Annotated in this window: 25 protein-coding genes and 1 other RNA gene; 13 read left to right on the top strand and 13 right to left on the bottom strand. The window is 61.6% G+C overall.

Annotated elements, in window-relative coordinates:
* The first annotated feature begins 2 nt into the window (after positions 1-2).
* The 9 genes from flgE to RUW20_RS13370 all read left to right on the top strand — a co-directional run bounded on the left by flgE (position 3) and on the right by RUW20_RS13370 (position 9,706).
* Positions 3-1,241, top strand: a complete 1,239-nt coding sequence (gene flgE / locus RUW20_RS13410; protein WP_313952739.1) for a flagellar hook protein FlgE — start codon at positions 3-5, stop codon at positions 1,239-1,241.
* Positions 1,242-1,275: 34 nt separating this feature from the next.
* The gene (locus RUW20_RS13405; RefSeq protein ID WP_313952738.1) at positions 1,276-2,025 is read left to right on the top strand and encodes a flagellar basal body rod protein FlgF; all 750 of its coding nucleotides are present in this window, start codon (positions 1,276-1,278) and stop codon (positions 2,023-2,025) included.
* A 15-nt stretch (positions 2,026-2,040) separates the two neighbouring features.
* Positions 2,041-2,823, top strand: coding sequence for a flagellar basal-body rod protein FlgG (flgG, locus tag RUW20_RS13400; RefSeq protein ID WP_313952737.1), 783 nt, complete (start codon positions 2,041-2,043; stop codon positions 2,821-2,823).
* An 11-nt stretch (positions 2,824-2,834) separates the two neighbouring features.
* Entirely contained in the window at positions 2,835-3,530 is a 696-nt protein-coding gene (locus tag RUW20_RS13395; protein WP_313952736.1) for a flagellar basal body L-ring protein FlgH, read from the top strand.
* Between the two features lie 24 nt (positions 3,531-3,554).
* Positions 3,555-4,679: a flagellar basal body P-ring protein FlgI gene (locus tag RUW20_RS13390; protein ID WP_313952735.1), complete on the top strand. Its 1,125-nt coding sequence runs from the start codon at positions 3,555-3,557 to the stop codon at positions 4,677-4,679.
* A gap of 38 nt (positions 4,680-4,717) precedes the next feature.
* Complete coding sequence (gene flgJ / locus RUW20_RS13385) at positions 4,718-5,683, top strand: flagellar assembly peptidoglycan hydrolase FlgJ (RefSeq protein ID WP_313952734.1); 966 nt, start codon at positions 4,718-4,720, stop codon at positions 5,681-5,683.
* 86 nt (positions 5,684-5,769) lie between these two features.
* Positions 5,770-7,833, top strand: coding sequence for a flagellar hook-associated protein FlgK (flgK, locus tag RUW20_RS13380; RefSeq protein ID WP_313952733.1), 2,064 nt, complete (start codon positions 5,770-5,772; stop codon positions 7,831-7,833).
* A gap of 10 nt (positions 7,834-7,843) precedes the next feature.
* Positions 7,844-9,157 (top strand): flagellar hook-associated protein FlgL, encoded by a 1,314-nt coding sequence (gene flgL / locus RUW20_RS13375; protein ID WP_313952732.1) that lies wholly within the window; start codon positions 7,844-7,846, stop codon positions 9,155-9,157.
* Positions 9,158-9,196: 39 nt separating this feature from the next.
* Positions 9,197-9,706 (top strand): hypothetical protein, encoded by a 510-nt coding sequence (locus RUW20_RS13370; RefSeq protein WP_313952731.1) that lies wholly within the window; start codon positions 9,197-9,199, stop codon positions 9,704-9,706.
* Here RUW20_RS13370 and fliR read toward each other — a convergent pair.
* The 13 genes from fliR to fliF form a co-directional block, all read right to left on the bottom strand.
* Positions 9,703-10,488: a flagellar biosynthetic protein FliR gene (fliR, locus tag RUW20_RS13365; protein WP_313952730.1), complete on the bottom strand. Its 786-nt coding sequence runs from the start codon at positions 10,486-10,488 to the stop codon at positions 9,703-9,705. The two genes, RUW20_RS13370 and fliR, sit on opposite strands and share 4 nt — an antisense overlap.
* A gap of 7 nt (positions 10,489-10,495) precedes the next feature.
* Positions 10,496-10,765, bottom strand: a complete 270-nt coding sequence (gene fliQ, locus RUW20_RS13360; RefSeq protein WP_313952729.1) for a flagellar biosynthesis protein FliQ — start codon at positions 10,763-10,765, stop codon at positions 10,496-10,498.
* Positions 10,762-11,514, bottom strand: a complete 753-nt coding sequence (gene fliP / locus RUW20_RS13355) for a flagellar type III secretion system pore protein FliP (protein ID WP_313952728.1) — start codon at positions 11,512-11,514, stop codon at positions 10,762-10,764. The genes fliQ and fliP overlap by 4 nt, the downstream gene beginning before the upstream one ends.
* Positions 11,501-11,824 (bottom strand): flagellar biosynthetic protein FliO, encoded by a 324-nt coding sequence (gene fliO, locus RUW20_RS13350; protein ID WP_313952727.1) that lies wholly within the window; start codon positions 11,822-11,824, stop codon positions 11,501-11,503. The genes fliP and fliO overlap by 14 nt, the downstream gene beginning before the upstream one ends.
* A 236-nt stretch (positions 11,825-12,060) precedes the next feature.
* Positions 12,061-12,501 (bottom strand): flagellar motor switch protein FliN, encoded by a 441-nt coding sequence (gene fliN / locus RUW20_RS13345; RefSeq protein ID WP_313952726.1) that lies wholly within the window; start codon positions 12,499-12,501, stop codon positions 12,061-12,063.
* Positions 12,494-13,498 carry a flagellar motor switch protein FliM gene (fliM, locus tag RUW20_RS13340; protein ID WP_313952725.1) on the bottom strand — a complete coding sequence of 335 codons (1,005 nt, stop codon included), beginning with the start codon at positions 13,496-13,498 and terminating at the stop codon, positions 12,494-12,496. The genes fliN and fliM overlap by 8 nt, the downstream gene beginning before the upstream one ends.
* A gap of 6 nt (positions 13,499-13,504) precedes the next feature.
* Positions 13,505-14,053, bottom strand: a complete 549-nt coding sequence (locus tag RUW20_RS13335; RefSeq protein WP_313952724.1) for a flagellar basal body-associated FliL family protein — start codon at positions 14,051-14,053, stop codon at positions 13,505-13,507.
* A 93-nt stretch (positions 14,054-14,146) separates the two neighbouring features.
* The gene (locus RUW20_RS13330) at positions 14,147-15,019 is read right to left on the bottom strand and encodes a flagellar hook-length control protein FliK (protein ID WP_313952723.1); all 873 of its coding nucleotides are present in this window, start codon (positions 15,017-15,019) and stop codon (positions 14,147-14,149) included.
* A 201-nt stretch (positions 15,020-15,220) separates the two neighbouring features.
* Positions 15,221-15,688, bottom strand: a complete 468-nt coding sequence (gene fliJ, locus RUW20_RS13325; protein ID WP_313952722.1) for a flagellar export protein FliJ — start codon at positions 15,686-15,688, stop codon at positions 15,221-15,223.
* A gap of 42 nt (positions 15,689-15,730) precedes the next feature.
* Positions 15,731-17,149, bottom strand: a complete 1,419-nt coding sequence (gene fliI / locus RUW20_RS13320) for a flagellar protein export ATPase FliI (RefSeq protein ID WP_313952721.1) — start codon at positions 17,147-17,149, stop codon at positions 15,731-15,733.
* Positions 17,146-17,868, bottom strand: a complete 723-nt coding sequence (locus RUW20_RS13315; protein ID WP_313952720.1) for a flagellar assembly protein FliH — start codon at positions 17,866-17,868, stop codon at positions 17,146-17,148. Before RUW20_RS13315 ends, fliI begins: the two co-directional genes overlap by 4 nt.
* Before the next feature lie 13 nt (positions 17,869-17,881).
* On the bottom strand, positions 17,882-18,880 hold the full coding sequence (gene fliG / locus RUW20_RS13310; RefSeq protein WP_313952719.1) for a flagellar motor switch protein FliG: 999 nt from the start codon (positions 18,878-18,880) through the stop codon (positions 17,882-17,884).
* On the bottom strand, positions 18,873-20,603 hold the full coding sequence (gene fliF, locus RUW20_RS13305) for a flagellar basal-body MS-ring/collar protein FliF (protein ID WP_313952718.1): 1,731 nt from the start codon (positions 20,601-20,603) through the stop codon (positions 18,873-18,875). The genes fliG and fliF overlap by 8 nt, the downstream gene beginning before the upstream one ends.
* Before the next feature lie 104 nt (positions 20,604-20,707).
* On the opposite strand from fliF, the gene RUW20_RS13300 reads away from it, so the two are divergent.
* From RUW20_RS13300 to ssrA, 4 genes are all read left to right on the top strand, one after another.
* A complete protein-coding gene (locus RUW20_RS13300) occupies positions 20,708-21,886 on the top strand; it encodes a sensor histidine kinase (protein ID WP_313952717.1) in 1,179 nt (392 codons plus the stop codon).
* A gap of 15 nt (positions 21,887-21,901) precedes the next feature.
* Entirely contained in the window at positions 21,902-23,275 is a 1,374-nt protein-coding gene (locus tag RUW20_RS13295) for a sigma-54 dependent transcriptional regulator (protein ID WP_313952716.1), read from the top strand.
* 73 nt (positions 23,276-23,348) lie between these two features.
* Complete coding sequence (fliE, locus tag RUW20_RS13290) at positions 23,349-23,672, top strand: flagellar hook-basal body complex protein FliE (protein ID WP_313952715.1); 324 nt, start codon at positions 23,349-23,351, stop codon at positions 23,670-23,672.
* A 186-nt stretch (positions 23,673-23,858) separates the two neighbouring features.
* Positions 23,859-24,164, top strand: a transfer-messenger RNA (tmRNA) gene (ssrA, locus tag RUW20_RS13285).
* The last annotated feature ends 187 nt before the right edge of the window (positions 24,165-24,351 follow it).

Below are 24,351 nucleotides of genomic sequence, written 5' to 3'. Positions count from 1 at the left end.
AGATGAGTTTTCAACAGGGATTGAGTGGTCTGGCTGCGGCGGCCACGGCGCTGGATGTGATCGGTAACAATATTTCCAACTCCGGTACGGTAGGGTTCAAGGGCGCCAGTACGAACTTCTCCTCCGTCTATGCGGCATCGCAGGGGCTCGCCGGTACTTCACAGACCGGCATTGGCGTCGGTGTTTCGGCGATCCAGCAGAACTTTACGCAGGGTAATGTGACGGTGACCAACAATCCCCTCGATCTGGCACTGAATGGCGACGGTTTCTTTCGTGTCAGCCAGGGAGGCGCCGTAAGCTATACCCGTAGTGGCCAGTTTCACGCTGACGAGAACGGTTACGTGATCAACGACCAGAACGCCCGTCTGACCGGCTATCCGGTTACTGCAAATGGTCTGATTTCGCCTTCCAATCCGGTCGAACTACAACTGTCTGTCACGGCGATCCAGCCCCGTGCTACCAGCGACCCATTGGCTGGGAACCTCACCGCAGTTCTCAACCTCGACGCACGAGATGCCGCCCCAGCGGCAACCTTCGATCCCCTTGACCCAGCCACCTACACTTTCGCCACGGCCTTGAGCGTTTTCGACACGCTCGGGGTGGCGCACACCTTGAGTACGTATTTCGTTACCAAAGCGCCTGCGACAAGTGGTTCGTGGGATGTGCACGCGACCCTGGATGGCGCAAATCCGCTGCCAACCACCCCCGGTCAGTTGACCTTCGATTCCTCCGGTATCCTGACTGCGGGAAGCATGCAGACACTTCCTTCATGGACCTTGACCAACGGTGCTGGCACATTGGCGCCCGGAATCATGGATTTCACCGGCACCACCCAGTTCGGCAGTCAAGCAAGCGTTAACCGCTTGAGCCAGGGCGGCTACACCGCAGGTAGCCTGGTGGGTGTTGGCGTCGGCAGCGACGGCATCATCAACGGGCGGTACAGCAACGGCCAGACACTGAACATGGGGCAGGTGGTAGTGGCTAACTTCGCCAACCCGCGCGGCCTGTTGAATATCGGCAACAACCAGTGGACTCTGACCACAGCATCAGGACCGGAGCTGATCGGCGCACCGGGATCCGGCAGCCGTGGGGTCATCCAGTCTGCCGCGCTGGAGGAATCAAACGTCGACCTGACCAAGGAGCTGGTGGACATGATCACGGCACAGCGTAACTACCAGGCCAACGCGGAAACCATCAAGACTCAGGATCAGATCCTCCAGAGCCTGCTGAACCTGCGCTAGTGACTGACTTGAGCAAGATGAGAGCAGCGGCACCATGGATCGTCTGATCTACACCGCGATGAGTGGCGCCAAGCAGGTCTTCCTGCAGCAGGCCGGCGTGGCTCAGAATCTGGCGAATGCCACGACTATCGGCTACCGCGCCATGGAGCACCGATTCCGCGCGGTGCCGGTGTTGGGCGAGGGGGAGCCGACACGCGTTTTCGCTGCCGATGCCTCGGTCGCCGACGTTTTCGAAGCGGGGCCGGTGACGGTCACCGGGCGGCCGCTTGACGTGGCGGTCGAGGGTGCCGGCTGGATTGCCGTGCAGGGCGGCGACGGCCGCGAGGCCTACACCCGCGCCGGTAATCTGAAGACGGACGCCAACGGTGTGCTGCAGACCAGTACAGGTTTCAATGTGCTTGGCGAAGGCGGGCCGATCGCGCTGCCACCGGACAACAACATCGCGATTGCCCCGGACGGGACGGTTTCGAGCATCCCGCGTTTCGGCGCAGGGGCGATCAACAGCGCCAACGCGGTGGGGCGGATCAAGCTGGTCAATCCGCCGGAAAACACCTTGGTGCGTGGCGACGATGGCCTCTTCCGGACCGCCAACGGCATTCCCGCCCTGGTCGACGAGAAGGTGAACCTGCTACCCGAGGCGCTGGAGGGGAGCAACGTCAACACCGCGGAGGCGATGGTCAGGATGATCAGCCTTTCTCGCCAGTTCGAGATGCAGATCAAGATGTTGCAGACGGCCGATGACAATGCGCGCGCGGCCAGCCAGATTCTCTCGATGAACGCCTGATAGGACCAACTCAAGATGATGCGCTCACTGTGGACTGCCAGCACCGGCCTCAACGCCCAACAGGTGCAGATAGACATCATTGCCAACAACCTGGCCAACGTCAGCACCAACGGCTTCAAGCAGGCACGCGGCATTTTCGCCGATCTGCTTTACCAGACCCTGCGTCAGCCCGGCGCCCAGTCGTCGCAGAGCACGCAGATTCCCGATGGTCTCCAGATCGGCCTCGGGGTGACGCCGGTTTCGACGGGCCGGATATTCACTCAGGGCTCCCTGCAACAGACCGGCAACAGCCTCGATATGGCGATCGATGGCGCTGGTTTTTTCCAGGTCTTGCTGCCCGACGGCACCTCTGCTTACACCCGCGATGGATCGTTCCAGAAGGACAACCAGGGCCAGATGGTCACTACCAGCGGCTACCCGTTGCAGCCGGCGATCACGATTCCCGAGAACGCCCTGAGCGTGACCATCGGGACCGACGGCGTGGTCAGTATCACCCAGCCGGGCACCGTGGCAGCGGTGCAGATCGGCACCATACAGGTGGCGACCTTTATCAACAATGGCGGCCTGCTGGCGGTTGGCGACAACCTATACCTGGAGACCGCGTCGAGCGGGACGCCCACCCCCAACACGCCGGGAACGAACGGTTCCGGCCTAGTGGTACAGAATTATGTCGAGGCGTCAAACGTCAACGTTGCTCAGGAACTGGTGAATATGATCCAGACCCAGCGCGCCTACGAACTCAACTCCAAGGTGATATCCACCTCGGACCAGATGCTGGCTCGCCTGACCCAGTTGTGAGGGGGTCGATCATGAGTAATCGCCTGCTGCGCGTCAGAAACACCCTGCTGATCCTTCCAGCAGTGCTCTTGATGGCTGCGTGTACCACCGTTCCGCCAACCAATATTCATCAGCCGATGACGGCGCGTCCCCAGCAGCGAAGCGACGCGCTGGCTGCCAATCTCGCGGCCACTGGCAGTATCTATCAGGCTGGGTCATCGCGAACGCTGTTTGAAGACCGGCGTGCTCGTTATGTCGGCGACACGATCACGGTGACGATTACCGAGAATACATCAGCGTCGACCAAGTCGAATACCAACGTCAGCAAAACAGGAAGCATCAGCGCCTCTGCCGGGCCGTTCGTCGGTTCGCCGGCAAACTGGTTCCGGCCCGCGGAAATGAGCGCCAACAGCAGCAATGTCGCTGCGGGCAAAGGCGACGCAGCCGCCAACAACGTCTTCACCGGCACCATTACGGTCACCGTCATCGAGGTCTTGCCAAACGGCAACCTGCTCGTCTCAGGAGAGAAGCAGGTGGCCATTGGCCACGGCCAGGAATACATCCGCCTTTCCGGTATCGTCAATCCGTACTTCGTCAACGCGGCCAATACCATTCCTTCGTCACAGATCGCCGATGCGCGTATTGAGTACAAGGAGAGCGGTACGATCAGCGAAGCGCAGGTCATGGGTTGGCTGGCACGATTCTTTCTTACATTCCTGCCATTCTGAGGAAAACCGAGAATGGCCTGGATAATGAACAGTCAAACCGGCAACACTCTGCGCCGCACGGCAATTCTTGCCGGTCTTGCGCTGGCGCTGGCCAGCACATCGGCTTTTGCCGACCGGATCAAGGACCTGGCGTCGGTGCAGGGAGTCCGCAACAACCAACTGGTGGGGTACGGGATCGTCGTCGGCCTTGACGGTACCGGGGATCAGACGACGCAGACGCCTTTTACCACCCAGGGAATCATCAACATGCTGGCGCAGCTCGGGACCACCCTGGCGACGACCCAATCCCTGCAGCTGAAGAACGTCGCCGCCGTGATGGTGACCGCCAATCTGCCTGCGTTTGCCGGAATCGGGCAGCAGATTGACGTCACCGTGTCGTCGATGGGCAACGCCAAGAGTCTGCGCGGTGGCACGCTGGTGATGACGCCGCTGAAAGGTGCCGACGGCCAGATCTACGGGCAAGCACAGGGCAATCTGCTGGTGGGTGGTGCCGGAGCGGCCGCCGGTGGCAGCAAAGTGGCGGTCAATCATCTTCTTGCCGGTCGTATCGCGGGGGGGGCCACGGTCGAGCGCGAGGTGCCGACGGCGCTTGGCCAGGGTCCGTTCATCCATTACGAGATGGCCAGCACCGACTTCGGCACCACGCAGCGAGTGGTCGAGGTAATCAACCGCGAGATTGGTCCGGGTACCGCACAGGCTCTCGACGGACGGCGGATTCAGGTTATCGCACCCGAGGATGCCAATAGTCGCGTGGCCTTCCTGGGACGGCTGGGGAGTCTCGAAGTCCGCCCGGCCAAATCGGCGGCCAAGGTGATCATCAACCCGCGCACCGGTTCGGTGGTCATGAACCAGATGGTCACCATTGAATCGTGTGCGGTGGCCCATGGCAGCCTTTCGGTGGTGATCAATACCGAGCAGAGCGTCAGTCAGCCCAATGCACTGGCCGCCGGCCAGACGGTCACCACCAGCCAGAGCGAGATCGAGATCAAACAGGGTGGCGGTTCTCTGATCCAGTTGAAAGCGGGAGTCAGCCTCTCTGAAGTGGTCAAGGCGATCAACGCGCTCGGCGCCGGCCCACAGGATCTGCTGTCCATTCTGCAGTCGATGAAGGCCGCGGGCGCGCTGCGCGCGGACCTTGAGATCATCTGACCCGCCGCCTACGATGCCCCGACGAGGATAATCCGCTCATGAAATCCGTCGATCTTGCGACCAATCGCCTGGTTCTCGACCCGGCAGCGGCAGCCGATTTGCGCACCCGGCTCAGTCAGGACCCGCAAGGCGGACTGAAACAGGCCGCGCAAGAGTTCGAGGGCATGCTGCTGCACCTGATGCTGAAAAGCATGCGCGATGCCAGCGGTACGGGTGGCCTGCTGGACAGTGAACAGAGCCGCTTCTTTACAGCCATTGGCGATCAGCAAATGGCGCTACAGCTTGCTTCGCAAATGCCCATGGGGCTGGCCGGACTGATCGAGCAGCAGTTGGGCAGCAAGACCAGTGCTGGCAGCCCCGGCGGAGGCAGCTCGGCACTCGGTGCCTTGCAGGAGTCGCTGCGCTCGCAGTATGCGGTGACGGCGGCTGCGCAGCTCTACGGTGGTGGCGCTCAACCCACGAGCGCTGTGCCGGCATCCGCTAAAGCCGGGCCAGGGCTAACGCCTGGCGTGACCAGTGCGGCAGACGGTCCGGACGGTCCGCGCGATTTTGTCGATCGTGTCTGGCCGCATGCGCTAGAGGCAGCCGCCACCACCGGCATACCTCCTCGCTTTCTGGTTGCCCAGTCGGCGCTCGAGAGTGGCTGGGGAAGGCATGAGATCCGGACAGCCGATGGTTCGCCAAGCTTCAACCTGTTTGGCGTCAAGGCCGGGCGGAGCTGGTCGGGCCCGACGGTGGAGGTCCAGACGAGCGAGTTCGTCAATGGCGTGGCGCAAGAAGAGCGCGCTAAGTTCCGCGTTTATGCTTCCTATGCCGAGGCCTTTCACGACTATGCCAATACTCTGCGCGGCAACCCGCGTTTTGCCGCGGTTCTTGGTCAGCAGGACGGCACACAATTCGCGCGTTCACTGCAGCAGGCCGGCTACGCCACCGACCCGATGTACGCCGACAAGATTTCGCGCATCATCGCTGGACCCACGCTGCGCCAGGCACTGGCCGCTTAGCGGTTGCAGCCATTGCCGGCGCTGCAGTTAAAGAAATGGGCTAATCTGCCGTTTACGGTGTTATCGACCAAGGAAGACTTCACGCCATGGGCACAGGAATCCTCAGTACCGGTGTCAGTGGTTTGCAGGCCGCACAGCTCGGACTGCAGACTGTTGGGCACAATATTGCCAACGTCAATACGACCGGGTTTGCGCGCCAGCGCACGGTCCAGGCAAGCAATTCCGCGCTGGTGAGCGGCGCCGGCTACCTCGGGCAGGGCACCCACGTGGCGACGATTGAACGCCTTTACAGCGGTTTCCTGACTGACCAGGTCAATCGTTCGCAGAGCAGTTCGAGCGGGCTGGACAGCTATTACGCTCAGATCAGCCAGATCGATGATCTGCTGGCCGATCCGAGTGCCGGACTGTCGCCGGCGCTGCAGGATTTCTTCGCCAGCATTCAGGACCTGTCGGCCAACCCCTCGCAATTGTCCAGCCGCCAGGGGATGATCTCCAGTGCACAAGCGCTTGGCGCTCGCTACCAGGTGTTGGGCGATCAGCTCGCCCAGATGTACGAAGGCATCAACGCCGAAGTCACGGCGACGGTGCGCGGGATAAACTCATACGCCACGCAGATTGGCATGCTCAACGAGCAGATCGTCGTTGCGCAAGGGGCTACCAGCCAGCCGGCCAACGACCTGATGGACACCCGTGACAAGTTGGTGGCCGAGCTGAACAAGCTGGTCAAGACAAGAACGACAACCAATAGTGACGGCAGCTACAATGTGTCCATCGGCAGTGGCCAGCAACTGGTCGTCGGCTCGCAGTTGATGGCTCTCACGACAATCCCGTCGTCTGCCGATCCCTCCCGTCTGGTGGTTGGCCTGACCACCGGCGGGTCGGTCATCGAACTACCCGAATCCCTGCTCGGTGGCGGCAGTCTTGGTGGTTTGCTGCAGTTTCGCAGCGAATCGCTGGATCGCGCGAGCAATGAGTTGGGTCGCAATGCGGCATCGCTGGCGCTGACCTTCAATGCGCAGAGCGCACTCGGTCAGGATCTTCTTGGCCAATCGCTGCTCTCTTCGTCACCGACGAGTTTCGCGCCGGCGCTGTTTTCCATTTCGTCCCCGGCAGTGATTGCCAATACCAGGAACCCGAGCGGCAGTCCGACTGTCACCGCTGCTTTCGTCGATCCGCCACCGTTCAATGGCAACTACTACACCGACCTGACCAGTAGCGACTACCGGCTCAGCGCCGATGCCACCGGCGTCACGCTGACTCGCCTTTCGGACAACAAGGCGTGGTTTGGGGCGGGTCTCGGGGCAGGTCAAGGCATTGATGCGGTGAACGTCCTGCTAGCGAGCGACCCGCAGGGATTCACGCTGGCGGCTTCCTCGCTGCCCCTGGTGGCTGGTGCGAGTTATCTCATCGAGCCAACCCGTGCGGTGGCTCGTAATATATCGGTGAATCCTGCGGTTGCCGCGGATCCGCGTCTGATTACGGCCGCCGGACCGGTTCGCACCTCGGTAGGGACGGCCAATACTGGTGCTGCTGCGATTTCGGCCGGGAATGTTGGACCGGGCTATGCAGCGGTCTCTACCCTGCCGATTACCATGGACTACGTTGCCGGCGTCGGCGGTGGGCTGCGCAATTTTCCGGTGCCGTCACAAGTATCCGTCGACGGCGTTGTGTCGATCATCGCTGCGTCCACCGATGTTGTAGCCTTCACGAGTGGAGCGAGCATCACGGTGGGCTCGGTTGGCAGCACGCCTCCCTCCGGCTTCAATTTTACGATAACCGGCTTGCCCAACAACGGCGATACGTTCTTGATTTCGCCCAATGCCGGGGCAACCGCCGACGGGCGAAACGCGCTCGCCCTGGCGAAGCTTCAGACGCAGGGCACCATGTCCGGGGCGGCGTCGTCGTACCAGCAAGCGTACGCGCAGCTGGTTAGCGAAACCGGCAGCAAGACACGCGAGATACAGGTTACCGGTGACGCGCAACGGACCCTCCTGCAGCAGGCTACAGCCAGCCGTGACTCGCTTTCCGCAGTCAATCTCGACGAGGAAGCGGCCAACCTTATCCGTTATCAACAGGCCTATCAAGCGTCGGCCAAATCCCTGCAGATTGGCGCCAGTCTGTTCGAGACGATTCTGGCGTTGGGCGCTTAAGGAGAGTCACATGAGGATCAGTACCAATCAGATATACGACTCGGCTTTGCTCGGCATGGGGCGCAACCAGAGCCAGCTGGTCAAGTTGCAGAGTCAGCTGTCCAGTGGGCGCCGGATGATGACCCCGGCAGACGATCCGATAGCTTCTGCCCGTGCTCTGGATGTGACCCAGGCCAAGGAAGTCACGGCCCAATTCGCGCGGAATCAGGGCAATGCAGGTGACCGGCTGGCTCTCGTCGACAGTCAGCTGAGCTCTCTCACCGATCTGCTGCAGAGTGTTCGTACCCGGGTTATCCAGGCGGGCAATACGGTACTCAGTAACAGCGATCGCGAGGCGATCGCCGCCGAACTCGACGTGCGCCTTGAAGACATGCTGGCCTTGGCCAATAGCCGGAACGCGGAAGGTGACTATCTTTTTTCCGGCTACCAGGGCGCGACGGCGCCGTTCGCACGTAACGCGGCAAGCTCGGCGGTATCGTATTTCGGTGACGACGGCGAGCGTTTGCTGCAGGTGACTTCGTCTCAGCAGATGGCGACCAACGTTGCCGGCAGCGATTTGTTCATGAATATCCGTGAGGGTAACGGCACCTTCGTGACCGCCGCTGGTGGCAGTGGCGTGGGCCAAAATCAGGGACAGGGGGCGATTGACGCAGGTTCGGTCCTGGATCAGCAGAAATGGCACAGTGCTGTCAATGGCTTTCCCTGGCAGGGGGCGAGCAACGTCGGGCTGCAGATCGAGTTCTCGTCGCCCGGAGGCGTCAGCAGCTACCAGTTGTTCGATGTTTCGACGCCGCCCCCGCCCGCTGCAGCCTGGCCACCAACGCCAGTCAGCGCGGTGTTGCCCTATATCGCCGGGCAGGCCATTCCGCTGAGCACGACGGTGCCGGTGACTGACTTCGGGGTACAAGTGGTGATCAACGGTGCGCCAGTTGCTGGTGACACCTTCACGATCAAGCCCAGTGTCAACAAGAGCGCCTTTCAAACCATGGACGAGCTGATCAATCTGCTGCGTTCGCCATTGGGTGCCGGCGCGGCAGCGACAGACTATTCAGGGAAGCTGGCCGGGCACCTGAGCAATCTCGATCAGGTGCTGGCCAACATCAGCCGCGTACAAACAACCGTCGGCGGGAAATTGCAGTCGCTCGACAGCCTGACCAGCAATGCTGTCGCTCTTGATCTGCAGTACCAGAAGACCTTGTCGGACCTTCAGGATCTCGATTATGCACAGGCGATCACGGACTTCACCAGAGTGCAGGTAGGCCTGGAAGCTGCGCAGAAGTCTTTCGTCACGGCGACGGGTCTGAGTCTTTTCAGCCTCCTCTGATCGATGAGAATGCCGCTGTGCGTCGTTGCAGGTTTGTCTTTGGCCATGCTGTTGACCGGTTGCGGGACTGTCGACAGCGTCAGCGCGCCGCGGCCAGTCATTGACCCGCCCGAGCGCTCCTTTACCCAGGCGCCGAATCCCACGGTCAGCCTGGAGCCGGCCAAAGCGGTTGCTCTGGCCGGGGCGGTGGGCTATGCCGTCTCTGAATACACGGGCGCAGCCAATCTTGGGATGGCCGCTGCAGTGGCGATAGTCGCCTATGTGGTCTACGATCCGCTGGCGCCCAATTGGAGCATCGAGGAAAGGATCGTTGACCGCGACACCTATCTGCTGTCGATGCGTGCCAAGAGCTTTCGCACCGGCGGCGATGGCGAGTCAGGTTTGATCCTCAGGCGGCGAGCGCAGCAGTTGCAGCGCGCGCGGGGTTTCTCTGCCTACCGGATTCTCGACTATTCGGAGGGAATCGAATCGAGCACGCCTTTTACGCATCGCTACGCGGAAGGTGTCATTCAGCTGGTCCACGCCGATCCGGGCGGTGGTAGGCGCTAGACCCCGGCGGCGGCGAAATTTCCCAGCATCGACTGCAGTGCGTACTCGAACAACTGCTGCAGGGGGACGCCGAGATATGGCAGACCCACCATTAGTGCGGCAAAGCCGAGGGTGATGGTCAGTGGAAAGCCGATTACGATCAGATTGAGCTGCGGCGCGGCGCGGCTCAGTATGGCCAGGGCCATGTTGGTGATCAACAGCGCGACCAGGATCGGCAGCGCGAGCAGTAGTCCCGAGGAAAAGATGATCGCGCCGGAGCCCGCCAGCTTCCACCAGGTGCTGGCTCCCAGGTGCGGTGTGCCGACAGGAATGGCGGCGAAGCTGTGCGTCAGGGTGGCGATCACCATCAGATGGCCGTTGATGGCCATGAACACCAGCAGCGCCAGAAGCCCCATGAATTCCGAGATCACCACCGTCTGACCGGCACTCTGCGGGTCGAACGAGGTGGCGAAGCCGAGGCCCATCTGCAGCCCAATCATGCTCCCCGCCAGGTCAACTGCACCAAAAACGAGGCGTACGGCGAAACCCATGGCGAAACCGATGAGCAGTTGTTGCGCAAGGATCAGCAGGCCCGTTGCCGAGGCGGGGTCGACCGCGGGCATCGGCGGCAGGACGGGGGAAATGGCGAAGGTGATGGCCAGGCCGATTATCAGCCGGACGCGCCTCGGCAGGGCTGGATTGCTGAACGGCGGGGCGCTGACCAGTACGGCGAGGACGCGCGTCAGCGGAAAGAAGAAGGCCACTACCCAGGCATTGATCTCTGTCGCTGTCAGGCTGATCATCGGTCTTTCAGCCGACCAGCAGCGGGATGCTTTCGAACAGCCGCCGCACGTAGTCGACCATGATCTGCAGCATCCAGGGACCGGCCAGAAGCAGGATCAGGAACACGCCCACCAGCTTGGGGATGAACGAGAGGGTCTGCTCGTTGATCTGGGTGGCTGCCTGAAAGATGCTGACCACCAGGCCGATCAGCAGTGCCGCCAGCAGCAGGGGCGCCGAGAGCATCAGGGTCATCTCGACCGCCTGACGCCCGATATCCATTACCAGTTCGGGCGTCATGAGCCAAAACTCGTGACCAGCGAGCCGAGGATCAGATGCCAACCATCGACCAGAACGAATAGCATCAGCTTGAACGGCAGGGCAATCATCACCGGTGACATCATCATCATGCCCATCGACATCAGTACGCTGGCCACGACCATGTCGACGATCAGGAAGGGGATGAAGATGATGAAGCCGATCTGGAACGCAGTCTTCAACTCGCTGGTCACGAAAGCCGGGATCAGCAAGCGCATCGGGATATCCTCGACGGACTGGAATCTGGGCGCGTTGGTCATCCGGGCAAAGAGCGCAATGTCGGACTCACGGGTCTGCTTGAGCATGAACTTGCGCAAGGGCACAGCACCTCGGTCGATCGCCTGCAGGTAGGTGATCTTGTTTTCGGACAAGGGCAGATAGGCGTCGGTATAGATCGTATCCAGCACCGGGGACATGATGAAGAAGGTCAGGAAGAGCGAGAGGCCAAGCAGCACCTGGTTCGGCGGTGAGGTTTGCGTACCCAGCGCGTGTCGTAGCAGCGAGAGAACGATGATGATGCGCGTGAAACTGGTCATCATCAGCAGCGCTGCCGGAATGAAGGTCAGTGCCGTCAGCGTGAGCAGGGTCTGGATCGACAGCGTGTAGGTCTGGCTGCCGCCAGTGCCGGGAGTGCTGGTCAGCGCCGGCAGGCCCCCCGCCTGGGCCCAGGCCGCAAGTGGTGCGAGCAAGCCAAGCAGAACGAGGCCGCTGGCGAGCTTAGCGGCCTTCATTTTTCCGCTCGGCGATCTGTTTCAGCCACTGCGAGAAAGGCTTCTCGCGCTCGCCAGGCGCTTGCAATTCGCCCTTCGGTAGCGTGTGCAGGGTCCGGATCTGCCCTGGCACAACGCCGACCACGATCCAGGTATCCTCAATTTCGACGAGAACGATGCGTTCCCTGGTGCCGATCATCAGGCCGCCGACGACTCGCAGGGGTCCGTTGCTGCCGAAGCCGCGACCACCGTTGAGCCTGCGCAGCAAGTAGGCGGCCAGAAACAGGATGCCGATGACCAGGGCCAGGCCGAAAGCCGTTTGCAGCATCATGGCTGCCGAAACACCCGGTGGTTCCGTTGCCGCAGCCGGTTGCGCCAAGGCGCTGCTCGAGAACAGCGCGAACGCCAGCCGACACGCGTTTTGTGTCCGGTGGCAACTGCGGGATTTGAGGTGTCGAAGCAAGTGGGTCGGCCGGCGCTGGGTGCTGGCCGCTATCTTAAAGCAAGCGAGTAGAAGGTCAAACGTCGCGATTGATCGGATCCTCATGCAAGGGACTGCACGGAGGCTCAATGTCCGATCTTGCGAGCCCGTTCGGAGGGGGTAACGATATCGGTCAGGCGAATCCCGAACTTGTCATTGACGACCACCACTTCGCCCTGTGCGATCAGGGTGCCGTTGACGAAGACGCTCATCGGTTCTCCGGCCAGCGCATCGAGTTCGACGACCGAACCGTGCGCAAGCTGCAGGAGATTCTTGATGGTGATCTTGGTGCGGCCGAGTTCGACGGCGATCTGGACCGGAATGTCCAGAATCATGTCGAGCTCGTTCATCAGTGAAGCCTTGTTGCCGGGTCCATCGAAACTCGGGAAGATACTGGCGGGCTGCGCATTGGCGGCGGCCCCGGCTTCGGCCGTCGCCTGTTCGGCCATCGCTGCCGCCCAGTCGTCGTCGGCGCTGCCGTCGTCAGCGGCTGGATCCTGGTGCTCGCTGCTTTCGTCTTTATCCATTGATTTCTCCGACAGGGACGTCCTCACTCTCGGCGACCATGAAGCGGTCGATCTTGAGAGCGTATTGCCCATCCTGCTGTCCGTAACGGCATTCCATCACCGGCACATCATCTACCGACGCCACGATCTTGTCGGGGATATCCAGAGGAATGACGTCGCCGACTTTCATCGTCAGAACCTGGCGAAGGCTGATACTCCTTGTCGCAAGTTGGGCGGTAATTTCGACTTCGGCGTTCTTCAGTTGCCTGCGCAACATGATGATCCAGCGTCGGTCGGTAGACAGTTGGTCACTCTGCAAGGCGCTGTAGAGCAGGTCGCGAATGGGTTCGAGCATCGAGTACGGGAAGCAGATGTGCATGTCGGCGCTCGAGCCCCCGAATTCAAGCGAGAACGTCGTCGAGATGACAATCTCGGAAGGCGTTGCGATGTTTGCGAACTGCGAGTTCATTTCCGAGCGGACGTAGTCAAACGTCAGGTCGTACACCGGTTTCCATGCCCGCGAGTATTCAGTGAACACGACAGTCAGCAGCCCCTGGATGATCCTTTGTTCCGTCGCGGTGAAATCGCGGCCTTCGACGCGCGTGTGAAAGCGACCATCGCCGCCAAACATGTTGTCGACCACCAAAAAGACCAGACTCGGGTCGAAGACGAACAAGGCTGTGCCGCGCAGTGATTTCGCGGTGACCAGATTCAGGTTGGTCGGTACCACCAGGTTACGCGTGAACTCGCTGTATTTCTGTACCCGTATCGAGCCGACCGAGATCTCCGTGCTGCGATGCATGTAGTTGAACAGGCCAATGCGTAGGTAGCGGGCAAAGCGTTCATTGACCAGTTCGAGCGTCGGCATCCGCCCGCGCACGATCCGCTCTTGTGTTCCGATGTTGTACGGGCGAACGCTACCGGTGAGGTCCTCGGGTGCTTCCGCTTCCTCGGACTCCCCGCTAACGCCCTTGAGCAGGGCGTCGACTTCATCCTGCGAGAGGAAATCGGCGCTCATCTTGCCTTACTGAATGATGAACGAAGTAAACAGGACTTCCCTGATCGGCGCGCCATGCGTCTTTTCCTTGCTCGCTGGCTCGAGAACGGTGTTCATTTGCTTCTTGATCTCCAGGGCGAGGCGCTCCTTGCCCTCCGTGTTGATCAACTCCGACGCTTTCTTGCTTGACAGAAGCAACGTGAGATCGTTGCGCAGCTTGGGCATGTACGCCTTGATGTGCTCGCCAGTCGCCTGGTCGTTGACTTCCGCCGAGAGAATCAGCTGGAGAAACTGGTCGCCATTTTCCGGGATGAGATTGACAGTAAATGCATCAAGGGTGACGTAGATGGGGGGGCCATCGCGTTCCGCCCTTTTTTTGGCCGGCTTGGCACTTTCAACGGCGCCGTCGCTGCCCTCGTCGTATTGGGGAGCCGTTTTCAACAGGAAGAAGGCTCCTGCGCCAACGAGTCCGAGCACCAGCACCAGCACGGTGATGATGATGATCAGCAGTTTCTTGCTCTTCTTGGCTGGTACGGCTACCGCGTCTGCAGCTGCCGGTTTTTCATCCTTGGCCATTCAGCGCTTTTCTCCCTGGTTTCGTCGTGAGCCATGGTCTTCAGATTTGCTGTGAGCGTGCTTTGCCCGGGTGAGGCAGCGCCTTGTCGCGTGCTAGGCAAAAATGTCGATCAGTGCATTACCCCGGTGCGTGGCGATCACCTGCCCCGTAGGGCCGCCTGAGGCATCAATCCCAAGTATAGCCCCATCGGCCGTCGGGCGGTGTTGGCGTGACGGTCCTTGCTCACCGCCCGACGGTTGCTGGAAGGATTCGCTGCCGACGCTGACCTGTGCCAGCATGATCCCCGTACCGGCGAACATCTCGCGTAGTCGCGGCAGTGCCGTTTCGATCGCCGCACGAACATCCGCGTTCGCCGAGACGAAGTGTGCTTTGGCGCTGTCCTTGTCGATCTGGAGGGTGACCTCGATCGACCCCAGTTGTGGCGGATTGAGCGTCAACTGCGCAAGTTGTTTGTCGTTGCCGACGAACCACAACAGCTTCTGGCCGAGTTCTCCCGCCCAGGACGCATCGCGGAGAGGTGTTTGAATGCCCAGCGGCATCTCTTGAGCGCTCTGGGCGAAAGCGCCAGTCGCTGGCGTGTGGGGTCCAGGGGCAAGAGTTGCCAGGTTGCTTGCTGCTGATAGCGGTGTTTCGGCTGTTATCGGTTCCGCGCGCGTCAAAACGTCTGCCGCGACGGGGGCGGCAGCGGCAAATTTTGCCGCATTGCCGTTGCCGTCGGCGCTCATGGCCGGCAGGGCAGACGATCCGCGCGCGCCCGTATCCTGGTTCCACAGTTGCTGCTCCAGCGTATCGGGTCGGCCGGGAGAGAGGGTGCTGACTGAGGGCAGGTCAGTCGGGTCGACCAGTCGCTCGTGCGCCATGCGTGCCTGAGCGGGCGGATTCAGGTCAAGGACTGCCAGGAACTGAGGGTCGGCGAGGGGAGGGCTGACCTCGACGGGAGCCTTCTTGTCGTCTGCAGGTGCCATTTTGTCAGGCAATCCGAGTAACACGCTCGCAAAATCGAGGCCTGTGCTCGGGTCGTCCGCCGACGATATGCCAGCGGCGCGCCCTGCGGGTGCTTCCAGAACTGGCGGCTTGACTAACGTTGCAGCGATGGTAATGGTCACGGCTGATTCCTTTCAGCAAGTACTACCGCTGTATAAGCAATTAGTGTGCCCAACCATGCGTCAGTATTCTTGCTCGTCGTCCTTCCGGCGAGCGGCGTATTCGTCCTGTGCTTTTTGCTCCTGGCGAAGGGCAAGCCGTGCTTCACTGGCGCGATGCCGTTCGAAAAGCGCATCGAAAGCCTGCAGCTTGGTGCGCTGTTGCTGCCAATTGGCCTGCCCGGCGGCGGTGTGAGTCTCCTGCACGATGACGGCCTGAAGCTGCTGTTCAATTGCCTCGTCGAGACGGTTCAGGAATTCCTGATAGTTGCGCCATTCGGGTTGCGCCAGGCCATTCTTTGCCGCTTGCCGAAAGCGTTCAGCGTACTCGTCACGATACTGCTGCAGCATGCCGAGCTTTGTCTTCGCGTCGCGTTCCGTCGCAATCAGGCGGGCAAGGTGTTGGGTGGCCTTGTCGGTACGATTGTGCATCAGGTCGAGTACGGTTTGCAGGGAGAAGGGTCTGGGCACGGTGGGGGATGGACTGATCAATTCACGGCATCAACCGCGGTGAGGACAGGGGGCACGCGTGGGTCAGACGCCGGGAGCAAACAGGGCGTCCAGTTGAGCAAGGCTACTGTCGAAATCTGCTCGTTGAGCCAAGCCTTGCTGCAACAATACTTCGAATTTCGGATAGATGGCGATGGCTTGGTCGAGTTGCGGATCGGACCCCGCAGCGTAGGCTCCGACGCTGATCAGGTCGCGCGAGCGCTGGTAGCGCGAAAAAAGGTTCTTGAACCGCCGAATCTGCTCAAGGTGCCCGGGGCTGACCAGGTTGACCATGGCGCGGGAGATCGACTGTTCGATATCGATTGCCGGATAGTGGCCAGCGTCGGCGAGCGTCCGCGAGAGCACGATGTGGCCGTCAAGAATCGCTCGTGCGGAGTCAGCAATCGGATCCTGCTGGTCGTCACCTTCCGCGAGCACCGTGTAGAAGCCGGTGATCGAACCACCGCCATCGGGCCCGTTGCCGGCGCGCTCGACCAGTTGGGGCAGGCGTGCGAAAACCGATGGCGGGTAGCCACGGGTGACCGGTGGCTCGCCGATGGCCAGAGCGATTTCGCGTTGCGCCATGGCGTAGCGGGTAAGCGAGTCCATGATCAGCAGCACATGCCGGCCCCGATCCCGAAAATACTCGGCGATGCACGTCGCGTAGGCTGCCCCCTGCAGACGCATCAACGGGCTGACGTCGGCCGGTGCGGCGACCACCACCGACCGGCGCAGCCCTTCCTCCCCAAGAATCTGTTCGATGAACTCCTTGACTTCGCGTCCGCGCTCGCCAATCAGGCCGACGACAATGACGTCGGCCTCGGTATGACGGGCCATCATGCCGAGCAGCACGCTCTTGCCGACGCCCGATCCGGCGAAAAGCCCCATCCGTTGTCCGCGGCCGACACACAGTAGGGCATTGATGGCGCGCACGCCGACATCGAGGGGCTGGTCAATGCTTGCTCGGGACATCGGGTTGACCGGTCTGCTCTGCAGCGGGCGAAGCGAGCGCGCATCCAGCGGGCCAAGCTTGTCGAGCGGGCGGCCTGCTCCATCCAGAATGCGGCCAAGGAGCGCCTCGCCCACCGGCACAAGCTTTGCGCGGTCGATCGAGCGCCGGCGCGCGGGCGGCGGCCGACCGATTCGCGGTGGCCCATTGGGCGTTTCGAGGGCGACGACCCGGGCGCCGGGCGGCAGACCGTAAACATCCTCTGATGGCATCAGGAACAGCCGCTCGCCGTTGAAACCGACGACTTCTGCTTCGATCGCCGAGCCGCCAACCGGCATGATTCGGCAAGAGCTGCCCAAGGGTAGCCTTAGCCCGGCAGCCTCCATGACAAGGCCATTGATGCGTGTCAGGTGTCCGCTCGGTAGTAAGGAGCTGACCTGGCTGGCCGCCTGACCGCAGCTTTCGAGGAAGCTGCGCCAGTCAGTCAGGTGTTGGTTATCGGTGACGTCACTCATCGTCGGCTGGCCTTCGTCTCCGCGTCCGCGGTGGTCAGCCAGTCCGGGCTGGCACCGATGCCTTCGATGACTCGACGCCAACGTGTTTCCAGCGTGGCGTCAACTTCGCTGGCACCCAGCTCGACCCGACATCCGCCGATCGTCAGCGCGCTATCTTCGACGATTCGCCAGTTGTTGTGCGAGAGCGCCTCGCCCAGATGGCTGCGTACCAGGGTGGCGTCTTCCGGGTGGACGAACAGCAGCGGCTGTCCGTGATGCGGATGAAGGGTGGCCACGGCTTCCCTGACGATCGGCAGCAGCAGTTCCGGTTGCACCCGCAGGCTCTGCCGCAACACCTGATTGGCGACTTCGATCGCCAGCGCCAACAACTGATCGGCGACGCCCTGGTCGATAGTGGCCAGCGCCTGCTGCAGGCTATCCATCAGCGTAGCGATCCCGGCCGCTGCCGCCTGCGCTGCCGCGATGCCCTCCTGGTAGCCTACCGCGTAACCCTCCTCATGCGCTTCGCGATGCATGCGCTCGATGGCTTCAGCCGTTGGCAGCACCACTGGGGGGTCCTGCGGCGGGTTGTCCGGTGGGCCCGAAATTTCGACCGCTGCTTCCTCGGCCGGCGGGGCGGCAGGAGGCGGCGAGGCGGCGTTCCCTTGCTCTTCATCAAAAGCTGCGACTTCCCAGCGCTGATAGGCCGTCAGCTTCTCCTTGGGGATCCAGCTGCTCATGATCGTTGCTCGCTCAGACCATGTCCTCGCCACCTGCACCGCCAATGACGACCTGACCCTCGTCGGCCAGACGGCGGACGATCTTGAGGATTTCCTTCTGCTCGGCCTCGACTTCCGAGAGCCGCACCGGACCACGCGAATCGAGATCTTCTCGCAGCATTTCCGAGGCCCGCTGGGACATGTTCTTGAAGATCTTCTCGCGCAGCACTTCAGTAGCTCCCTTCATGGCCAGAATCAGCGACTCTGACTGAATTTCTCGAAGCAGCAGCTGGATCGCCCGGTCATCGAGGTCGAGAAGGTTTTCGAAGACGAACATTTCGTCGAGGATCTTCTGCGCCAGGTCGGGGTCGTATTCGCGGATCGAGTCAACCACCGAGGTTTCGTTGGTGGAGCCCATGAAGTTGAGGATTTCGGCCACCGTCCGTACACCACCCAAAGCTGAGCGCTTGACGTTGGCGGAACCGGAGAGCAGGCGCAGCATGACATCGTTCAACTCGCGCAAGGCTTCTGGCTGAATGCCTTCGAGTGTCGCAATACGCAAGATCACGTCGTTGCGCAGGCGCTCGGTGAACTGGTTGAGGATGTCGCTGGTGTGGTCGTGGGCGAGGTGGACGAGAATCGTGGCGATGATCTGCGGGTGCTCGTTCTTGATCAATTCCGCGACCGTCGGCGCATCCATCCACCGCAGCCCTTCAATGCCATTGGTGTCACCCGGCTGCAGAATCCGCGAGATCAGATTGGCCGCCTTGTCGTCGCCCAAGGCCTTGGTCAGTACCGCGCGAACATAGGCGTCGGTATCGGTGTGCACCGCGGCGGATTCTTCGGCGGTCTGCTGGAACTCCGAGAGCACCTCCTCGACGCGTGTGCGCGGCACCGATTGCAGCGTGGCCATGGCACGGCCCAGTTTCTGTACCTCCTTCGGGCCCAGATGCTTGAGCACCTCGGCGGCGTAGTCTTCGCCGAGGCTGATCAAGAGAATGGCGCTCTTCTCGACGCCGTCGTCATCAGCCATTGGCGCCGGTCCAGTCCTTGATGATGTTGGCGACGATTTGCGGATCTTTCTGGGCTAACTCGCGGGCCTCGGCGAGCCTTTTCTCCAGCAATATTTTGTTGCCCGTTGGCACGCGTTGCTCTTCTTCGCCTTCTTCCCCGGCAAGGAGATCGATCGTGCCGCCAACGCCTCCCTTGGCCCCGGCTATTGGCTGAAGCACCGTCTTCAGTAGCGGCCGCACGACCCCGAACAGCAGATAGGCAACGATGGCGGCGATGGCGCCATACTTGATCAAGTCCTTGACCAGTGAGAGCATGTCGGGATCCCGCCAGAGCGGTAGCTGATCTTCTTTTTCGCTGGCGGTGAAGGGCGCGTTGGCGACCGAAACGGTATCGCCACGCTCCTTGTTGAAGCCCATGGCTTCCTTGACGAGATCGCCGATCTGTTTCAGTTCTGCATCTGGCAGCGGCCGCTTGGCTGGTTTGCCGTCCTTGCCGATGACTTCGCGCTGATTGACCACCACGGCCCCGGACAAGCGTTTGATCGTTCCGACGGCCTCCTTGACATGGCGGATGGTCTTGTCGACTTCGTAGTTGATCGTCGCATTCTTGCTGGTGCTGAGTGGCTGGCCGACGCTGCTGATCGATGCCTGCACGCCAGCCGCATTGATCTGTCCCGGCAGCGGTTGCGCTGGCGGGGCGGCGGGTCCGGCGCCGGCGACCGGGGGCCGGGTCAGGGGAGCAGTCGCTGGCAGCGGCGGCTGATTGCTGAGTGCGCCGGGAACGCCCTGCGCGCTCGGGTTGGTACTCGCCGTTTCGCTGGTCTGCTGGCTGCGGATGCTGATGTCCGGCGGCGTGGTGTTGGGGCGATGGGTTTCGGCGGTGTGTTCGCTCTGCGAAAAGTCGATGTCGGCGGCGATCTGGACGCGAGCATTGTCGCGGCCGACGATCGGCGCCAGGATGTCTTCAACCCGCCTGATAATGCTGGCCTCGACTTCCTGGATGTACTGGACCTGTGTGGGATCAAGGCCTGCGCCAAGGAGTTTGCCCTTCATCTGGGAGAGCAATGCGCCGCTCTGGTCGAGCAGGGTGACGCTGGTCGCCGCCAACTGCGGCACACTGGCGGCGATCAGATTCTGGATGCCGGCGATCTGGGCGGCATCTAGCGAGCGTCCCGGGTAGAGATTGAGCAGAACCGACGCCGAAGGCCGCAAATCCTCGCGCAGGAAAACGGTCGGCTTGGGGATGGCCAGGTGCACGCGCGCTGACTGAACGGCGGCAATCGATTGAATGGTTCGCGAAAGCTCGCCCTCGAGGCCGCGTTGATAATTGACTTGCTCGGCAAACTGGCTGATACCGAATTTCTGGCTTTCCATCAACTCGAAGCCGACCGCGCCGCCTCTCGGGAGTCCCTGCGAGGCGAGGCGAAGCCGCACATCATGGACCCTGCTGCCGGGAACCAGGATGGCGCTGCCTGAGTCACTGAACTGGTAGGGAACGTTCATCTGTTCCAGCGCGGCGATGATTGCGCCGCCGTCGCGTTCGTTGATGTTGGAGAAAAGCACCCTGAAATCGGCTTGCCTCAGCAAGGTGCCGGCGGTGACGAGCAGGGCGAAGATCGCAGCAATGGACACCATCAACAGCACTTTTTGCTTATCGCTCAGACGCGCCAGCGCCTCGCGAGCGCGATCCAGCGGCCTGCCCGCGCCTGTTGTCTCGGTGGTGTTGGTTCCGGCTGCCGCCATGCGCCTGACAAGGTGAAGAGCCTGCGAGCATGCAGGCGAAAAGCGAAAAACGATGACAATTACTCTGCTATTGTAGCTGTTAACTGCACAGGACTTTCCATCGGATGAGCCAAGTCGCACAAATGCCGAGCCATGAACTCAAGGCGCAGGAACTGCAGCGGGCTTTCGACGCCTTCAATCAGGTTTCGCTGGCGCTGACCCAGTCGTACCAGGGACTTCAGGGTCGCGTTGAATCCTTGACGGCCGAGCTGGCAGTGGCCAATGGTGAGTTGCGTCAGCAATACGAGGAGAAAGAAGCGCTTTCCGAACGTCTTTCGCTGCTGCTTAACGCATTGCCGGCCGGCGTGGTGGTGCTCGACAGCGCTGCCCGTGTCAGCGAGGCCAATCCGGCGGCGGCCGAAATGTTCGGTCCGATGGTCGTCGGCGCAGCCTGGCCGGCACTGGCACAGGTGAGACTGGTGGCGACCGAGGCCCCCGCGGAGTGGCAGCTCGATTCGCGGCGTCTGGCCATTGTCGAGAGTGCGCTTGATTCGGCGGGTGGGCGTATTCTGCTGATTCACGATGTCACAGCCGCGCACGGCCTCAAGGCCGAAGTGGAGCGCAACCAGCGCCTGGTGGCGATGGGCGAGATGGCTGCTTCGCTGGCACACCAATTGCGCACGCCGCTGGCTACCGCCTTACTGTACAGCGCCAATCTCGGCCAGGCGGACATCTCCAATGAGGCGCGTGCCCGTTTTGCCGGCAAGACCACCACGCAGCTCAAGCGCCTGGAGCGCCTGATCCAGGAAGTGCTGCTCTTTGCCCGCGGCGAAAGTATTGGCCGGGATACGACGCTTGCCAGGCAACTGCTCGCCGACGCTGCGCAGACCGTCGAGCCGTTGTTCGTCGACAAGAACGTCGCCTTCCGGGTTGTCTGCGAGGCGAGCGAAACAACCGTGACCGGTAGCCGCAAGGCGCTGGTCGGTGCCTTGGTGAATCTGCTCGAGAACGCTTTGCAGGCTTGCAGCGCCGGCGGGGAAGTGACGCTGGGGGCCAGCTTGGTCGGCGAGCAGCTGAGAATCGCCGTGCGCGATACGGGTCCCGGCATCGCCCTCGAGATTCAGGCGCGCGTGTTCGAACCGTTCTTCACGACGCGCGGGCAGGGAACCGGGCTCGGTTTGGCCATCGCCTTGGGTGTGGTGCGCGCGCACGGCGGGACCGTGAATGTCGTTTCGCACCCGGGAGAAGGTTCGGAGTTCGTGATCATGTTGCCTGGTCGGCCGGCAGCAGGACAGCACTGCTGAGGAAGCGTGGATCGGATGGCATCGGGATTGCCGATATTGATTGTCGAAGACGACGCAGCTCTGCGTGAAGCGGTTTGCGATACTCTCGAACTGGCAGGGCAGGTGGTCGTCTCCGCCGCGGGCGGTGAGGAGGCGCTGGAGATTCTCGCCAAACGCGCCGTTTCCCTGGTGGTCAGCGATGTGCGCATGCTGCCGATCGACGGCATCACCCTGCTGAAGGAGATTCGCCACCGCTTTCCGCACCTGCCGGTGGTTCTGATGACTGCGTTCGCGGATGTCGACCGCGCCGTGGAAGCCATGCGTGCAGGCGCTTGCGACTTCCTGCTCAAGCCGTTCGAGCCGAAAGCGCTGCTTGATCACGTCAAGCGCTATCGTTTGCCAGAGACGCAAGACGACGATCGGATCGTCGCCATCGATCCGGTGAGCATCAACCTTTTTGCGCTTGCCAGGCGAGTCGCGCAGAGTGACAGTACCGTCCTGCTGACCGGAGAGAGCGGCGTTGGCAAGGAAGTGGTGGCCCGTTTCATCCACCAGTATTCGACACGGCGCAAGGGGCCGTTCGTCGCCATCAACTGTGCGGCCATTCCGGACAACCTGCTTGAGGCCACCCTTTTCGGTCACGAGAAGGGCGCTTTCAGTGGCGCCCATCAAGCCCAGGCCGGCAAGTTCGAGCAGGCGCAGAACGGTACCCTGCTGCTCGACGAAATCACCGAACTACCGCTTGGCCTGCAGGCCAAGCTGCTGCGCGTGCTGCAGGAGCGTGAGGTGGAAAGGGTGGGTGGCAAGAAGCCGGTGCTACTCGACATCCGTATCATCGCCACGTCCAATCGGGACATGGCCGACGCCGTGACCAAGGGCCTCTTTCGTGAGGATCTGTTCTATCGGCTGAACGTTTTTCCCCTGCTGATCCCGGCGCTACGGCAGCGAGGTGAGGATATCGCGCCTTTGGCGCGCCATTTTCTGGCCGAGCACGGCGGTCGAGCCGGTCGACCAGGCTTGCGCCTGTCTGCCGCGGCGGAGGCTGTGTTGCGCCAGCATGGCTGGCCTGGCAATGTTCGTGAAATGGAAAACGTGATGCAGCGCGCCGTCATTCTGGCGTCTGGCGATGTCGTCGAAGCGGAGGCCTTGCATCTGGCGGCGACGGGTCCTGTCTATCCGGCGGCAGGGCCGCGGCCAGAAATCCCTTTGCCGGAGACCAGCGCGGCGGCGCCACCGCCAGCGTCGCGGAAAGTTGACAAGATGCGGGAGGTGGAGCGCGAGCATATACTGGAAACATTGGCGTCTGCGGGGGGGTCCCGGACGCTGGCTGGCCAACGCCTCGGAATGTCCGAAAGAACCTTGCGTCACAAGTTGCGACAGTATCGCTTGGAAGGTTTTTTGAAAGGCTGATCTTCTTGTCTTGGCCAGGGGCGAGCTGGCGCGTTTTTTGCATTGCTAAAGCGGAAGATGTTTGGAGGAGCCAATGGACAGTAAGGGAATTGAACAGGTGTTGAGCACCTTGCGAGCGACGTCGGCCGCCGCGGGCGGTCGTGCAACCGAGGCGCAGAGCCCGCCTGCAGGGGCAGCAGACTTCGCGCAGGTGTTGCAGAACTCGATCGCTCAGGTCAGTCAGACCCAGCAACAGGCAGAAGGCATGGCGGCAAATTTTGCCGCCGGCAACAGCACCGAAAACCTGGCCGACGTGATGATCGCCCTGCAGACGGCCAACCTCTCGTTTCAGGAAATGATCCAGGTACGCAACAAGCTCGTCTCCGCCTACCAGGATGTCATGAACATGCAGGTCTAGTTCGCTGAGCTGATTTGATGGCACGTGCCCGAAGCGTTCCAGGCGGCGATCGGCGGTAAGCGTGTCAGCCACTGGAAGAAGTGCCTGAGGAAGGCAGCGCTCAGTTTCATGCTCACGATTTCGGGGTGCCTGCCCGAAACACGAAGGCTTCGGCGTCGTTGCCAGATGGGCAATTGCCAGGCAGGTTATTTCTCCGGGCCTTGAGTTCTGCGGCCCAAGCGCCGATAATGTTGTTTATGGTCGTAATTCCGGCAAACCGGAAGCGTTCTGGACGCGGGTTCGATTCCCGCCACCTCCACCACTGAGGGGGTGCACCGGTTTCGACAGGGTGACAGATGGCGAGCAGGCGACCCGAGAGGCGACGGACGTAATCCGCGCAAAACCACAAACGCCAATGATGAGCGTTTCGCAATGGCCGCTTAAGGCCTGCTGAGGACGTAGCCGTCCGATAAACAGAATGGCTATCGGCGGGGGCTTCGGCCCCCGTCGTCACGTGGTCCCGTTGTCCCGACTCCCGTCAATGATGAAATCGAGCGGGCCGCAAGCGCGTCCACGCCGGCCAAGGCTGCGAAGGCGTCGTCGAGACCAGACGCGCGAACCCGTCGTCGCAGCTTGGCAGCTAAATCAGCGGTCAGCGGCTGGCCGGTTTACCACACCCGTTAAACCGGTTGAAGCAGGC

It is taken from the genome of Accumulibacter sp., assembly GCF_032229525.1.
Classification (GTDB): domain Bacteria; phylum Pseudomonadota; class Gammaproteobacteria; order Burkholderiales; family Rhodocyclaceae; genus Accumulibacter.
This window is presented reverse-complemented; position numbering and strand designations above follow the sequence as displayed.